Here is a 14,343-nt window from a genome sequence, read left to right on the forward strand (position 1 = left end):
ACATCGGTATTCCGACCGATTTATCGTAGATTAGTAGCAGAATGGTTCATTGGCGGCGTTTTAGGGTTTGGTTTAGTCTGTTTCTACTAGCGGTAAGCCTTAGTGCTCTCACCACTGCTTGTCAATTTCAGGCCACACTGCCCGATGGCCGCCCTGCTCAAGTGAATCTCACCCTTTCTTCGTTTGCAGTCACCAAAAAGGCACACGAGGCCATTATGCCCCTGTTTGCCGCCCAATGGGAACGGGAACATCAGCAAAAAGTCCGCTTTCGCACGAGTTATGGCCCTTCCGGCAGTCAGTCACGGGCGGTCATTGATGGTCTAGAGGCAGATATTGTCCATTTTTCCCTTGGCTTGGATATTGATCGCATTGCCAAGGCCGGATTAATTCGCCCCGATTGGGCTAACCAAGCCCCCCACCACAGCATTGTCACCACCTCTGTCTGTGCCCTGATTACCCGTGAGGGCAACCCGAAAAATCTGCAGACATGGCAGGATCTCACCCGTGAGGGGGTCACGTTTGTAACGGCGGATCCCAAAACCTCGGGCGCAGCGCGCTGGAACTTCCTTGCCCTATGGGGATCCATTACCCAAACGGGGGGAACGCCCGAACAGGCGCGACAGTTTGTCACCGAAGCTTTTCGCCATGTGGCGGTGCTTCCTCGCGATGGCCGGGAAGCCACCGATGCCTTTTTGAAACAGGGGCAGGGCGATGCCCTCATCAACTATGAGAATGAAGTGATCTTGGCACGCCAAAAGGGGCAATCCCTTGCCTATCGCATTCCGCCGGTGAATATCCTGATTGAAAACCCGATCGCCCTTGTGGATAAATATGTGGATAAGCACGGCACCCGGCAGGTGGCACAGGCCTATGTTGACTTTCTCTACACGCCCCAAGCCCAAGAAATTTTTGCCCGGTATGGTTTTCGACCCGTCAATGCCACTGTTCTTGCCGCCCATCGGCAGGAGTTTCCGCCGGTGCCCACCCTCTTTACCGTCGCCGATTTAGGGGGCTGGGAGAAGGTGCAGGCGCAATTTTTTGCCAATGGCGCCCTGTTTGATCAAATTCAGCAGGAGAACCAAGCCGGATGAGCGCTATGCCCCCCGTTGCCGCGACACTCTCGCCCCAAAAACAGCGCCGGCAGTTTCCTTGGGTCTGGAGGATCACGGTCTTTTATTTACTGGTGATGCTGGCTGTGCCCCTGGCTGCCCTCTTTAGCCGTGCCGCAAGTGCCGGATCGCTGCATTTTTGGCAAGTGGCCACGCGGGCGATCGCCCTTTCCGCCTATGAAGTCACCTTTGTCACGGCTCTGATTGCCGCACTCCTCAATGGCGTCTTTGGCACCCTGATTGCCTGGGTACTGGTGCGCTATTCCTTTCCGGGGAAGCGCTTCTTTGATGCCGTGGTGGATCTGCCCTTTGCCCTACCGACGGCGGTGGCCGGCCTGACCCTCGCCACAGTCTATAGTGAAAACGGCTGGATTGGTCGTCTCTTGGCTCCCTTGGGGATCAAAATTGCCTTTACCCGCTGGGGGGTGGCGGTGGCCATGCTCTTTATTTCCCTGCCCTTTGTCATTCGCACGGTTCAGCCTGTCCTGACGGAAATGGAAAAGGATGTGGAGGAGGCGGCATGGTCGCTGGGGGCTAGCCGTGCTCAGACCTTCTGGCGGGTGATTTTGCCCCCCCTACTGCCGGCCATTCTCACAGGGGTGGCGCTGGGGTTTTCGCGGGCGGTGGGGGAATTCGGCTCGATTGTGATTATTTCCTCCAATACGCCCTTCCGAGATTTGATTGCCGCTGTACTGGTATTCCAGAGCTTGGAGCAGTACGATTACGAGGCCGCCACCATTATTGGTACGGTGATGGTCTTGGTATCCTTGGGGATGTTATTTCTCATTAACCTGCTGCAAGCATGGGGGCGGCGCTATGGGGAGCGTTAAACCCTCTCCCACCCAAGAGAAGCCGTGGCTCCAAGTCCTTTTGAGGGTCATTGCCATCGGCTACCTTGCCCTTGTGCTGTTGATGCCGGCGGCCAATGTTCTTTTCCAAGCCTTTCACAGGGGAGTTCTGCCCTTTCTGGAGAACTTACGGGAGCCGGATTTTCTCCATGCGGTGTGGCTGACGTTTGCCCTTGCCTTGGTGGTGGTGCCCCTGAATACGGTCTTTGGCCTCTGTGCCGCGTGGGCGATCGCCCGCCATCGCTTTCCGGGACGCACCCTCTTGCTCAGCATAATTGACTTACCTTTTTCCATCTCCCCCGTTGTTGTGGGTTTGATGCTGGTGCTGGTTTATGGCCACAATGGCTGGTTTGGGAACTGGCTGCAAGCCCTAGATATTCGCGTTATTTTCTCTTTTCCGGGAATGGTGCTGGCCACCGCCTTTGTGAGTTTGCCCTTTGTGGCACGGGAAGTCATCCCTGTGCTGGAAGAAATCGGCACCGAGCAGGAGGAAGCGGCAAAAACCCTAGGTGCCAATGAGTGGCAAACCTTTTGGCGAGTCACCCTGCCCAATATCCGCTGGGGGTTGCTCTATGGGGTCTTGTTGACCAATGCGCGGGTGATGGGGGAATTTGGCGCTGTGGTGGTCGTCTCCGGCAATGTGGCCGGCCTGACGCAAACCCTGCCCCTCTTTGTCGAAGATGCCTATAAAAACTACAACACCGAGTCGGCCTACGCGGCAGCCGTGATCCTGGGCCTGCTAGCCCTTGTAACGCTTGTGGTCAAGGAAATTTTGGAGCGGAAAACAGGGATCAAATCCCATCCCTAGGAGGTGCCCAAGACGCGCAAAATCGAGGGCACAGCTTCAATGTCGGCCATCTGGGCAATCTCGGCCATGGCTTGACGAAACTCCCCTTCGCGCACCTGGTGGGTGACAATCACAATTTCGGCAAGATCATTGTGGCTGCCAATTTGCACCAAGGATTCCAAACTGACATTGTGGTACCCAAAACAGGTGCCCAATTTCCCCAATACCCCCGGATGATCTTGGGCATGCACACGGGCATAGAAGCGACTATCCACTTCTGCCATCGGTAGCAACGGCACTAGCCGATCGGGCCGGCAGGTGAGTAAGGGGTGGCTGGCACGGCCTTGGGGCAGAAGCGCCGCAATGTTGATTAAATCGGCCACCACCGCACTGGCGGTTGCCCCTGCACCTGCACCGGGACCATAGAACATCACCTGTCCTAGGGGGTCTGCCTCGATGAGAATGGCATTAAAGACGCCATTGACCCCCGCCAAGGGATGTTGAAGGGAAACAAGGGTCGGATGGACACGCACCTCGAGGGGCTGATCCTTCCAGCGGCGGGCGATCGCCAGCAGTTTAATGCAAAAGCCCAGCTTTTCGGCGTAGGCAATATCCACAGCCGTAATGCCGCTAATGCCCTCGGCATAGACTTCCTCGCGGCGAATGCGGCCGCCAAAGGCAAGGCTGGCAAGAATGGCAATTTTATCGGCGGCATCCCACCCCTCAATGTCGGCACTGGGATCGGCCTCGGCATATCCTAGGCGCTGGGCATCGGCCAGAATCGGCGCAAAATCCCCCCGCTCCTGCTGCATACGGGTCAAGATGTAGTTGGTTGTACCGTTGAGAATGCCCGTGATGCTGTGGATGCGATTGGCGCCTAGGCTCTGCTGCAGGGCTTGGATCACGGGAATGCCCCCTGCAACTGCCGCCTCCAGCATCACATAGACCCCTTGGGCATTGGCCGCATCAAAGATCTCATCGCCGTGGCGGGCAAGAACGGCCTTGTTGGCGGTGACGATGTGCTTGCCGTGGGCAATGGCCTTGAGAATGAGCGATCGCGCCGGTTCAATGCCGCCGAGAACCTCCACCACAATGTCAATGGCCGGATTGGTGACAATGCTTTCCAGATCGGTGGTCAAAAGCTGCGGATCAAGGGCAACGGCGCGGGGTTTGTTCAGATCCCGTACCCCCACTTGGGCGATCGCCAGTTTCTGCAGCAGGGGATGACGCCCCGCCGGATCCGCCAAAATTTGCGCCACACCACCACCCACCGTGCCCAACCCCAGTAAACCAATGTGATACATCAGACCCGTCCTACTGCACTGTTTCTATTATCTCTGCCGCTTTTGTGCTAGTCACACACATGGCGAATGTAGGGTTCTTCCGCAGGCAAAAAGGATTCAAACGTGTCCATTTGGGCAGCAATGAGATCAGGTGTGGCCTCGGCAATATCCCCTTGGCGATCGCTCAGACGCCGGCGCAGTTCTTCGGGGGGCGCATGACAAAAATGGATCTCTAAAGGCACGTGGAGCTTCTCGGCAAGGGCAATCACCGGTTGGCGCAGCGCCACGCGATCGTACTTGGCATCCAAAATCACCGTCTGTCCTTGGGACAGCAACAATTCCGCATAGGCCAAGAGCTGATCGTAGGTTTTTTGGGTCATGGCCTCAGAGTAGAGATCCACCTCAGGAAAATCACTGCTGTGGCGATCGAGGGGTAAGCCGGCCAAGTATTTGCGCACCGCATCGGAGCGGATTTGAATTGCCTGCTCCCTCTGGGCCAGACCCCGTCCCCTTGTACTTTTACCCGCGCCGGAAAGGCCACACATGACATAGAGCTTGGCTTGGCGCGGTTGGGTATAGCGATAGGCCGCCTCGTAGTAGGCCGCAGCAGTAGCTTGAATGTGCGCCTTTTCAGCCTCGCCAATGGCGGGGTCGTTGAGGGCCAAGGAATTGACATTGCCACGAATATAGGCTCTCACACACAGGTACAGAGGCAAAAGCACCGCCCCCTCATAGTCGCCACTCCATTCCAAGTAGGTGTTCAGGAAAAGATTGGCCAAGTCCCGCCGCCCGCGGAACTCCAGATCCATGACCAAAAAGGCCGCATCGTAAATGCCGTCAATGTTCCGGAATTCCTCATTGAACTCAATGCAGTCAAAAACTTGCACTTTGCCGTTGTAAAGACAGATGTTGTTCAGGTGGAGATCACCGTGGCATTCCCGAATTTTGCCGCCCTGCTGCCGCTGCACAAACCACTCTTGATGCCGACTGAGAAAGTCCTCGGTAAAGGCCTGAATCGCCGCATACTGCCCTAGGGATTGACAGCGACCGACAAACTGGGCAGCCAAGGCATGGCAATTCTGAATTACTTGGGCGATCGCCTGCGGGGAGCCGAATTCACTAATGTGGGGATTGGTGGCAGCGGTGCGGTGAAAGTGAGCCAGTTCTTTGCCTAGGGCTTCGATCAACTGGGGGGTGACTTGGTTGGCAGCAAAAAGCTGAGAAAACAGCTGCGATTGATCGAATTGCCGCATTTGCACCGCATAGTCAATCACCTCAGCCCCCGCAGGTAGATCCTGCGGATCCGCAACAGAGTAGCGATCGCCCACCGCCACAATGGGCACAACGGCCAAGTACAGATCCGGCGCCAAGCGCCGATTGAGCCGCAACTCCTCCTGACAGTAACGCCGGCGCTTTTCCAAGGTTGTAAAGTTCAAAAACCCAAAGTCCACCGGCTTTTTCACCTTGTAGGCGTAGTCCCCTGTCAGGAACACGTAGGAAATATGGGTTTGCAGCAATTGAATTGGGGTTGTCACCGGATGGGGGTAGGCCGCGGGGGTTAAGAGGGCTTCCACAAAGGCAGGTAAGGCCATGTTTCTTGTCGCTCACAGGGGGCAACAATCATATTACTAGAGTCTATCCTCCGCTCTGTAAGACTTCTACAAATCTATGCAGTCAAGTTAAATAGACTCACTTGTTTAAATTTGCTACTTACTTCCTGCTTCATCGAAGTCTCAAAAGCGACCCTCTCAAGGGGGGTTACTTCTCCACGGGCTTGAATTCCCCCAGAGCTTGGGGTACTTGCACATTTCAGCAGTTTGAGACTCGCATTCAAGTCTCTATCTTGAGAACAGTTGTAAACTCGTTCTTTTAGCGGCATCTTTTGCCCATGTCCACAGTGAGAGCATATTTGACTGGAGGGGTAAAAGTTAATTGACTCCCATACCACGCACATTTATACCCCAACTGCCGCCGAGATTCAAAGAAACCCTAGTCGCCGGTAGCGCTCGTCAACCCATGGTTTTTGAGCATCCCCGATACAGTCAGGTCTTCGATGATCATCTTGCCGTGGTTCTTGGCCAAGTAACCGGTGACCTTCTGAAGGGGGTGAGAGATGGGTAGTTTACTCGTAACCATTATTATATTTGAATAACTTATAGATTCCTGCTGCAAACCCTCGCTAAATTGACGTTTTAACGCTTCCTTTAGAGGATGGGGATACAACCCTTGTGGAGATGGCTATGGTGCGTCGCCCCGTCACATTACCTCAACTGCAGCAAAAAAAACAGCAGGGAGAGCCGATTACCATGCTCACGGCTTGGGACTATCTGTGGGCGCGGCTATTGGATGCAGCAGGGGTAGATATGATCCTGGTGGGGGATTCCCTCGGTATGGTTGCCTTGGGCTATCCAACTACGTTGCCCGTAACCCTGGATCAGATGATTCACCATGCCCAGGCGGTACGGCGGGGCGTCAGCTATAGTTTCTTGGTGGTCGATCTGCCCTTTTTGAGCTACCAAGAAAGCCCGGAGCAGGCCCTGCGATCGGCGGGGCGTTTGGTCAAAGAAGCGCAGGTTCAGGCCGTGAAAATGGAAGGTGCCTCCCCTGTGGTGTGTGCAGCCACCCGGCGCCTAGTGGAGGCGGGTATCCCTGTGCTGGGTCATGTGGGACTGCTGCCGCAGCAGGTGCATCAACTGGGGGGGTGGCGCCAACAGGGCAATACCCCTGAGGCTGCAGAGGCAATCTTAAGGGATGCCCTTGCCCTTGCGGAAGCGGGTGCTTTTGGATTGATACTGGAGCATATCCCGGCGGATCTGGCGCAACAGATTACTGCCAAGCTGGAAATCCCCACCATTGGGATTGGAGCCGGCCCCCACTGTGATGGTCAGGTATTGGTAACGGCCGATATTCTGGGCTTGAGTCCCCAGGTGCCTCCCTTTGCCAAGGTGTATGCCGACTTGGGGACGCAGGCGATCGCCGCCGTACAGACTTACTGCCAAGCGGTAAAATCCCGCCAATTTCCCTTAGCTACACCCGCCAATGGGCACGGGGATTAAAGGTGCGCAGCGATCGCAATTTTTCGTAGAGTTCTCTTTCTTGAGCACTCAGGGATTTGGGCGGCACAATTTGGACTTTGGCAAGAAGATCGCCTCTCCCTCCTAGCCGACTCGGCCAACCTTTGCCCCGCAGCCGAAGTGACTGTCCAGATCGCGTCCCGGCAGGCACCGTCACAACCACACTTCCCGAAGGGGTTGGCACCGTAACTTGGGCACCTAAGGCAGCTTCATCTGGGGTAATCGGCAAATCAATCACCAGTTGATCCTCTTCAAAGCGAAAAAGGGGATGGGGCGCCACCTGCACCGTAAGATACAGATCGCCGCGCTGTTGGGTATAGGGGTTATATTGACCTTTACCGCGCAGGCGCAACTTGGTGCCGCCTCTTATCCCTGCCGGAACTGTAACGGTTACCTGATCGCTACCGACGGTAAAGGTTTTCTGGCATCCCTCAAAGGCCTCTTGAAAGCTAATTTGTATTTCCGCCTCAACATCGGTGCCGCCAAACCCGGTGGTGTCAAAGCCAACCGAACTCCAACTGCGGGTGCGCCCTGTGGTCGTGCCGGTGGCAAAGCGTCCCAGCAATTCATTGATAAAGTCTTCAAAGTTGGCAAACTGACTAAAATCAGCCCCAAAGTTACTAAAGTCCACATTAAAGCCAGCGGCACCCGCCGCACTGGCCTGTTGCCAATACTGACCAAATTGATCGTATTTGCGGCGTTTTTCGGGATTGGAGAGTACTTCGTGGGCTTCGTTAATCTCCTTGAAACGAGCTTCTGCCTCTTTATCGCCCGGATTTAAGTCGGGATGGTATTTGCGAGCAAGGCGGCGAAAGGCTTGCCGAATTTCGGCCTCCGTGGCATTTTTGCTGACGCCGAGGATTTGGTAGTAGTCTTTGAAGTCAGTACGCGCCATAGGAACAGTCGCCTCTCCGTTGTCACAAGATGGGTTAAGTCTTAGGACCGGCAGTCAATAAGGGCAAAAAGCTCAGTGTTATTATAGTTGAATCCCCCTATAGCGTCTTGGCATGGCGACGTTTCTTCGTCCAGCACTGAGCAGCCTTTGCCCCTACTCCACCCCCACGAGCGACTCCCTGCCGCCGGAATTGGATTACCTCGATACTAATGAGTTTCCGTGGGATTTGCCCCCTCCCTTGAAAGAAGATTTAGCGCAGCGGTACATTCGCGACCTTGCCGGTCACCGCTATCCCGATGCTCACCATTGGCAGTTGCGGCAGGCGATCGCCCGCTATGTGGGTGAACACAGCCCCGACGAAATCTCCCCACACCAAATTGCGGTTGGCAGTGGCTCCGATGAGCTGATCCGTTCTTTGCTTTTGGCTACTGCACTGGGGGGCGATGGTTCCATCTTAGTGGCTGAGCCGACCTTTTCCATGTACGGGATTCTCGCCCAAACCCTAGGGATTCCCGTCCAGCGGGCGCCCCGCGATCCTGATACCTTTGCGGTGCAAATTGCCGAGGCCAACACCCTCCTTGCCCAAGCCGATCCACCGGTGCGGGTTCTCTTTATGCTGCACCCCAACTCCCCCACGGGAAATCCCCTCACCGCCGCGGAGGTGGACTGGCTGCGGCAACTTCCCGAAGACATTCTCGTGGTGATTGATGAGGCCTATTTTGAGTTTTCGGGCAAGACCTTGGTGGGGGACTTGGCTGCCCATCCCAACTGGCTGATTTTGCGCACGTTTTCTAAAGCCTTTCGACTTGCCGCCCATCGGGTGGGCTACGCCATCGGTCATCCAGAGGTGATTGCAGCCCTCGAAAAGGTGCGTCTGCCCTATAACCTGCCCACATTTTCACAGCTGGCTGCACGGGTTGTCCTTGAGCATCGCCAAGAGCTATTGGCGCAGATTCCCCTAGTGCTGGCAGAGCGGGAGCGCCTCTACGAACGGCTGCAAGGCTGCCCCCAACTGCGGGTATGGCCCAGCGTGGCGAATTTTCTCTTTTTCCGCTTGCAGCAGCCACAATATACCCAACCCCTGTGGCATGCCCTCAAGCAGCAGGGTACCCTTGTGCGGGCGATCGCCGGCGGGATTCGCGTTACCATCGGCACACCCGAGGAAAATTGGCGGTTTTGGCAACGTTTGGAGCAGGCTCTAGGGAAAATTGTTTAGTCGCTCACCTTCCCACTGGGGAGCACCGTACTCCGCAGGGTAGCTTTTGTCAGTGACGTGCGGACGAGAATGGCGCCGCGTAAGTTGGCCCAACTGAGGTTGGCTTGGGTGAGCTGCACGGCGGTGAGTTCAGCATTCACCAGTTGCGCTTCGATTAACTTTGCCCTTGTTAGGTTAACGTTCGTCAGCCGAGCTTCACTGAGGTCGGCCTTACTGAGGTCAATTCCGGTGAGATCGGCATCCTCCAAGGTGATTCCCCTGAGATCCCATCTTTGGAAACAGCGCTCTCCTTGGGAGTACAGCGCTAAAAGCTGTTGTAATTTTTTTTGATTAAGTAGCGCCGGGGCATAGCGTTCTAAAAAGCCGTGTTTATCAGCATTTTCGGGGGGGGGTAACATTCAGTCATTTACAATAGGCTTAAGTTTAATTTATTTTATTTATTTTGAATAAGTTGAATTGTATTTCTAGTAACTACTTATCGAAATCATACCGCACGGCTCTGGAGATTATGGAGGCGTTTTCTGGCATGGTTATGAGAAAGTGGCATACTGCATATTAAGTAGGCTATAGACCAAAAGCAAATAGGGAGAGAACGCTGTGGCACTGTTTGATCGCATCAGCCGGGTGGTTCGCAGTTGGCTCAATGCGCTGGTGGGGGCTGCTGAAGATCCCGAAAAAATCCTCGAGCAGACTATGATTGAAATGCAGGACAATCTGGTGACACTGCGGCAAGCAGTTGCCCAAGCGATCGCCTCCCAAAAGCGGTTAGAGCAACAGTTCAATCAATATCAGCAGCAGGCGGCTGAGTGGGAACGCCGTGCCAAAATTGCCCTGCAACACGGGGATGAGCCACTGGCTCTTGAGGCATTAACTCGCAAGAAAACCGCACTGAATGCAGCCATGGCGCTCAAAGGGCAACTGGAGCAGTCCGTCACCCAAGTAGAGGCTCTCAAAAAACAAATGCAGCAGCTTGAAAGCAAGATTGCTGAAGCGAGAACCCGCAAAGAAATGCTCGTGGCACGGGCACGGGCAGCAAAGGCCTCAGAGCAATTGCAACAAACCTTTAGCAGCATGAATACGAATGCGCCGATGGCCGCCTTTGAGCGGATGGAAGAACGGGTTCAGGAAATGGAGGCTCGCTCCCAAGCGGTGGCTGAACTCAATAGCGAGACCCTCGAAGCCAAGTTTGCCGCCCTCGAAGCGGGCAGTGTGGATGAGGATTTGGCACGGCTGAAGGCAGAATTAGCCAATCCACAACTGTCACCCAGCAGTACCCCTGCCTACGATCCAGAGTTGGAAGCCCTGCGGCGGGAACTGGAGAAAAACTAATTATTTTCCATGGATTTGTTGCGATCGCTCCCCTTGGGGCTATACCTTGAACAACCCATTACCTGGCTGCACCGTCTTGATCCGCGGGTGAAGTTGGCTTGGTTAATGACCTTTCTTTTGGCCCCGATTTTAGCCGATGTCCCTTGGCGGTTGGGGCTGGTGGTCGGTTTAGTTCTCCTGACACTTTTGGGGGGGATTCCCGCACGGGTGTGGCGGCGGCAACTGCTGTGGCTGCTTGTGGTGGGCAGTTTAATTCTGGTGATCACGGCCTTGATGCCCGATGGAATGGCTGTGACCTCTCAACCCCGCCGTCCTTTAGAAGCCACGGTTCCGCCTACGGGTTACCGTTACATCCTGTGGCAATTGCATACCCAAGTGGGACAATTTCCCATTCATCTGCAAGTCTCCCGGCGATCCCTAGAGTTAGGAGTCCGACTGAGTACGCTTCTGTTTACCCTCCTCTACAGTACGCATCTGTTTTTGCTCACCACTGCCCCTGAGGAAGTCACCGCCGCCTTGGAAAATCTGATGCAGCCCCTGAAACGCTTTAAGCTACCGGTGGCGGAAATTGCCCTGACCTTGACCCTCTCCTTGCGGTTTATTCCTCTTGTATTGGAGGAGGTACAAAACCTCAGTCGCTCCGTGCGCACACGGGCTATCAATTGGCGGCTGGTGGGCATGAAGGGCAGCATCAAGCTGTGGTTAGCCTTGGCGGCACGATTGTTGGACAATTTGCTGCTGCGGGCCGAGCAAGTGGCCTGTGCGATGCAGGTGCGAGGCTTCCAAGAACCCGGAACCTACGATAACCCATGGCACCATTTGCGCATGCAGCGGCGAGATTGGCTTGCGCTGGGGGGGATGGGACTATTTTGGCTGCTGCGCTTGGGTTGGTTAGGGGTGAGCCACCGGTGATCCGCCCCTGTCAGCCGTGGCTGTGGTGCTCTTTGCCGCTGCGCGGTCGCACGGGGCACGCCATTTTTCAGCGGTTGTTCTTGGCGGAGCCGATTGCTGTTCTCCTTGAAAGTCCGGCTCATGCCCCCACACCGCAAGCGCGTTACTCCATTTGTGCGGGGTCACCGCGGGGCGATCGCCGCTGGGTGCCGTCCTTGGGTCAAGTTCTGCCGACCTTACAACAGTTTCCCCGCTGTGAAGCAGTGCCCGAAGCGGTGAGCCATTTGCCTTTTACCGGCGGCTGGTTAGGATGGTTGGGGTACGAGTTGGCCTGGGAAATTGAAGCCCTTCCCCCTCTCAAACCCGATCCCCTCCCTTTTCCAATAGCCTTTTGGTATGAACCGGCAGCCTTTGCCGTCCTAGACCATCAGGAAGATCTCCTCTACTTGGCGGCTTCAACCCCCGCTCAACTGGCGAGGCTGCAACAGGCCCTTGAGGGAATCCCCCCTGAGCAAGACCTGCCCGTTCTCGATCGCCCTAGCCGCATTGAACTGGCTGCCGGCTGGCAACCCGACACCTATCACGCAGCGGTTCGGCAAATTCTGCATCACATTCGCGCCGGAGACATTTTCCAAGCCAATCTGTCGGCGCGCTTTTGCCATTATGGGCCTGTTGATCCTTGGCAACAATACCTGCGGCTTCAGCAGATTAACCCCTCTCCCTTTGCCAGTTTTTGGCAGACCCCCTGGGGCTACATTGTCAGTTGCTCACCGGAACGCTTGGTGCAGGTTCAGGGCGACAGGGTACAAACGCGCCCCATTGCCGGAACCCGTCCGCGTGGCCAAACCCCGGCGGGCGATCGCGTCTACGCCGAGGAACTCCTCAGCAATCTCAAAGAACAAGCAGAACACATTATGCTCGTAGATTTAGAGCGCAATGACTTGGGGCGGGTTTGCCAATGGGGCAGTGTGGTGGTGGATGAACTCTTCACCCTGGAGTACTACAGCCATGTGATGCACTTGGTGAGCAATGTGCGCGGCCAACTGCAAGCGGGAATGTCCCCCGTGGATGTGATCCGTGCCCTCTTTCCCGGCGGTACGATTACCGGCTGTCCTAAGATCCGCTGCATGGAGATTTTGGCCGAGCTAGAACCCTTTCCCCGCAATTTGTTCTACGGTTCCTGTGGCTATTGGGATCAGCGAGGGCATTTGGATTTGAATATCCTTATTCGCACCCTCTTGGTGGCGAGCGATCGCCAGACCACTTGGGGGCAAGTAGGCGCCGGTATTGTGGCCGACAGCGATCCGCAGCGGGAATGGCAAGAATCCCTGAGCAAAGCCCAAGCCCTCCTACTTGCCCTTGGAACACCCATGGCCACCCCTTCCTAAGCCTCCTCAATGAGGGCATGCCACTCAACCACCACAGCAGCAGGAACGACAATCTCAACCCCCCAAGCCAAAAACGCTGCCAAGATCCATCGGAGTCCCCCCTTAGAGGGAGGTTTGCAGTGCCTGCTGAATTTGCGGAATGGTGACGGCGTACATTCCCCGCAGATCGCCAACGCGGAAACCATAGGCGCGATCGCCGGGATATTTTTCTTGGATAAAGGCAGGCCGCCGATTTTTAGCCCCATGGCAGGCAAGACAGCTCGCTTGGACATCAATACGACGGAAGTAATGCACCCCTGCATTGTCGGTTTGCCAAAAGGCTTGCAGTTGACGATTGTTCTCAAACCGATTGAGGGCCTGCACTTCCAGCGCTGTGCGGGGGGCGTGGTTGGGGTTGCGGTATTTAAGAGCCACCTGACGCACTGCCCAGCCATTGGCAGCAGCAAGCTCCTTGGCTTTCTTACCGACGGGCGCACAAACGGCCTTAAAGGTGTCAAGGGTCGGTTCGCCGGTACTGCCCTCTAGGGTCGAGGCAAGACCAACCCGCATTTGATCCAGTTGTTCAATGGCAGTTACTGCCTTCCCCAGTTCATCAGGATTAACCCCGGCCAGCGTGGGCAGGGAAGCGTGAAGCCACAGGAAGACCATCAATAGCCCCATGAGAAAGATGCGCACCATAAAAATTGCTCCTTTGTCAGATTTTGTCAATGTTTATCTATCAAACTTTTAAGGTTGGTTGCTGTTCTGGTAACATCGTGGGCTGCAGGGGACGCACAAGGGAAAGGCCAAACAATAACCGCAGTCCCCACCGTTCAAACCAAGGAACACTTAGCCCCCATCTCATTTTCAGCAGGAAGTAGCGCTCAAAGGCAGCCTTGACCCAACTGACCCACAATCCTTGAACAGCGTAGGCCAAGCGGCGATTCTGCCCAAGGGTCTCAAGGATGACAGGTGCGGCAATATAGGCAATCCCCGTGTCGCCAAAGTCAGCAAAACAGAGGGCATCGAGTGTCGGCACCACAGGCTCAGCCGCTAATTCCCCGAGGGCAACAGCAATATTATGGCTAGCAGCGATCGCCATCTCCTCGGTCATTTGACCTGTCTTGGGCAACCCAATGGGGACAGGGGTTACTTCTAAAGGCTGGAGGTGAATACTAATGCCGACCCCATAGATCTCAGGATAGTCGGGATGCTGAAGGGTGGGCAGCAGGGGCAAAAACCCCTTTTCATTACCAAGGCGAGAGGCGCGCACAAACGCCGCTCCGCGAAAGGGCGGCAAAATCATGCTATAGCCAAAGGGAATCCTCTGCCCATCCTGCAACCAAATCTGATTTGGCTCAATGGCGGTGATTGCCGCATTGGTGATAGTTTTAATGCCCCGTTTCTCAATCAAGTCAAGGGTGAGTTTAGCGCTGTTGGTCAAGCCGCCAATCCCTAGATGGCCAATTTGACGCTCATCCCGCTAACGCTTCTCGTATAGCGGGAGATTCCCCCTTCACCGAGTCTTGGCTAGATGTCCCGAA

General features: G+C 55.4%; 14 protein-coding genes and 1 pseudogene. 8 read left to right on the top strand and 7 right to left on the bottom strand.

The genetic code is table 11. The features are described 5' to 3' along the window. The first annotated feature begins 41 nt into the window (after positions 1-41). The 3 genes from ACK4IR_RS10820 to cysW are packed head-to-tail and all read left to right on the top strand — an operon-like array spanning position 42 to position 2,765. Entirely contained in the window at positions 42-1,091 is a 1,050-nt protein-coding gene (locus tag ACK4IR_RS10820; RefSeq protein WP_409874367.1) for a sulfate ABC transporter substrate-binding protein, read from the top strand. Continuing rightward, the gene (cysT, locus tag ACK4IR_RS10825) at positions 1,088-1,939 is read left to right on the top strand and encodes a sulfate ABC transporter permease subunit CysT (RefSeq protein WP_409874368.1); all 852 of its coding nucleotides are present in this window, start codon (positions 1,088-1,090) and stop codon (positions 1,937-1,939) included. The genes ACK4IR_RS10820 and cysT overlap by 4 nt, the downstream gene beginning before the upstream one ends. Continuing rightward, positions 1,926-2,765 carry a sulfate ABC transporter permease subunit CysW gene (cysW, locus tag ACK4IR_RS10830; protein WP_409874369.1) on the top strand — a complete coding sequence of 280 codons (840 nt, stop codon included), beginning with the start codon at positions 1,926-1,928 and terminating at the stop codon, positions 2,763-2,765. Before cysT ends, cysW begins: the two co-directional genes overlap by 14 nt. Here the strand turns inward: cysW and ACK4IR_RS10835 are convergent. The 3 genes and pseudogenes from ACK4IR_RS10835 to ACK4IR_RS10845 form a co-directional block, all read right to left on the bottom strand. Further along, positions 2,762-4,048 carry a homoserine dehydrogenase gene (locus tag ACK4IR_RS10835; protein WP_409874370.1) on the bottom strand — a complete coding sequence of 429 codons (1,287 nt, stop codon included), beginning with the start codon at positions 4,046-4,048 and terminating at the stop codon, positions 2,762-2,764. The genes cysW and ACK4IR_RS10835 overlap by 4 nt on opposite strands. A gap of 47 nt (positions 4,049-4,095) precedes the next feature. Beyond that, positions 4,096-5,619, bottom strand: a complete 1,524-nt coding sequence (locus ACK4IR_RS10840) for an AAA family ATPase (protein ID WP_409874371.1) — start codon at positions 5,617-5,619, stop codon at positions 4,096-4,098. Positions 5,620-5,693: 74 nt separating this feature from the next. After that, positions 5,694-6,130, bottom strand: a pseudogene (locus tag ACK4IR_RS10845) (zinc ribbon domain-containing protein); the annotation flags it as partial. A gap of 137 nt (positions 6,131-6,267) precedes the next feature. On the opposite strand from ACK4IR_RS10845, the gene panB reads away from it, so the two are divergent. After that, positions 6,268-7,083, top strand: coding sequence for a 3-methyl-2-oxobutanoate hydroxymethyltransferase (gene panB, locus ACK4IR_RS10850; RefSeq protein WP_409874372.1), 816 nt, complete (start codon positions 6,268-6,270; stop codon positions 7,081-7,083). Here the strand turns inward: panB and ACK4IR_RS10855 are convergent. After that, positions 7,055-7,996 carry a DnaJ C-terminal domain-containing protein gene (locus ACK4IR_RS10855; protein ID WP_409874373.1) on the bottom strand — a complete coding sequence of 314 codons (942 nt, stop codon included), beginning with the start codon at positions 7,994-7,996 and terminating at the stop codon, positions 7,055-7,057. The two genes, panB and ACK4IR_RS10855, sit on opposite strands and share 29 nt — an antisense overlap. Positions 7,997-8,108: 112 nt before the next feature. Between ACK4IR_RS10855 and ACK4IR_RS10860 the strand changes: the two genes are divergently transcribed. Beyond that, on the top strand, positions 8,109-9,212 hold the full coding sequence (locus tag ACK4IR_RS10860; protein WP_409874374.1) for a histidinol-phosphate transaminase: 1,104 nt from the start codon (positions 8,109-8,111) through the stop codon (positions 9,210-9,212). Here ACK4IR_RS10860 and ACK4IR_RS10865 read toward each other — a convergent pair. Further along, on the bottom strand, positions 9,209-9,610 hold the full coding sequence (locus tag ACK4IR_RS10865; protein WP_409874375.1) for a pentapeptide repeat-containing protein: 402 nt from the start codon (positions 9,608-9,610) through the stop codon (positions 9,209-9,211). The genes ACK4IR_RS10860 and ACK4IR_RS10865 overlap by 4 nt on opposite strands. 199 nt (positions 9,611-9,809) lie before the next feature. Between ACK4IR_RS10865 and ACK4IR_RS10870 the strand changes: the two genes are divergently transcribed. From ACK4IR_RS10870 to ACK4IR_RS10880, 3 genes are read left to right on the top strand one after another with little or no spacing between them, the layout of a single operon-like run. Next, on the top strand, positions 9,810-10,541 hold the full coding sequence (locus ACK4IR_RS10870; RefSeq protein ID WP_409874376.1) for a PspA/IM30 family protein: 732 nt from the start codon (positions 9,810-9,812) through the stop codon (positions 10,539-10,541). 9 nt (positions 10,542-10,550) lie between these two features. Beyond that, positions 10,551-11,453: an energy-coupling factor transporter transmembrane component T family protein gene (locus ACK4IR_RS10875; protein ID WP_409874377.1), complete on the top strand. Its 903-nt coding sequence runs from the start codon at positions 10,551-10,553 to the stop codon at positions 11,451-11,453. Next, entirely contained in the window at positions 11,351-12,820 is a 1,470-nt protein-coding gene (locus ACK4IR_RS10880) for an anthranilate synthase component I (RefSeq protein ID WP_409874378.1), read from the top strand. The genes ACK4IR_RS10875 and ACK4IR_RS10880 overlap by 103 nt, the downstream gene beginning before the upstream one ends. A gap of 102 nt (positions 12,821-12,922) precedes the next feature. Here ACK4IR_RS10880 and ACK4IR_RS10885 read toward each other — a convergent pair whose 3' ends face one another. Both ACK4IR_RS10885 and ACK4IR_RS10890 read right to left on the bottom strand, forming a co-directional pair. Continuing rightward, entirely contained in the window at positions 12,923-13,498 is a 576-nt protein-coding gene (locus ACK4IR_RS10885; protein ID WP_409874379.1) for a DUF3365 domain-containing protein, read from the bottom strand. Between the two features lie 40 nt (positions 13,499-13,538). Further along, entirely contained in the window at positions 13,539-14,243 is a 705-nt protein-coding gene (locus ACK4IR_RS10890) for a hypothetical protein (RefSeq protein ID WP_409874380.1), read from the bottom strand. Positions 14,244-14,343 lie beyond the last annotated feature (100 nt).

The sequence above is a fragment of the Thermosynechococcus sp. genome (assembly GCF_046299635.1).
Lineage (GTDB): Bacteria > Cyanobacteriota > Cyanobacteriia > Thermosynechococcales > Thermosynechococcaceae > Thermosynechococcus.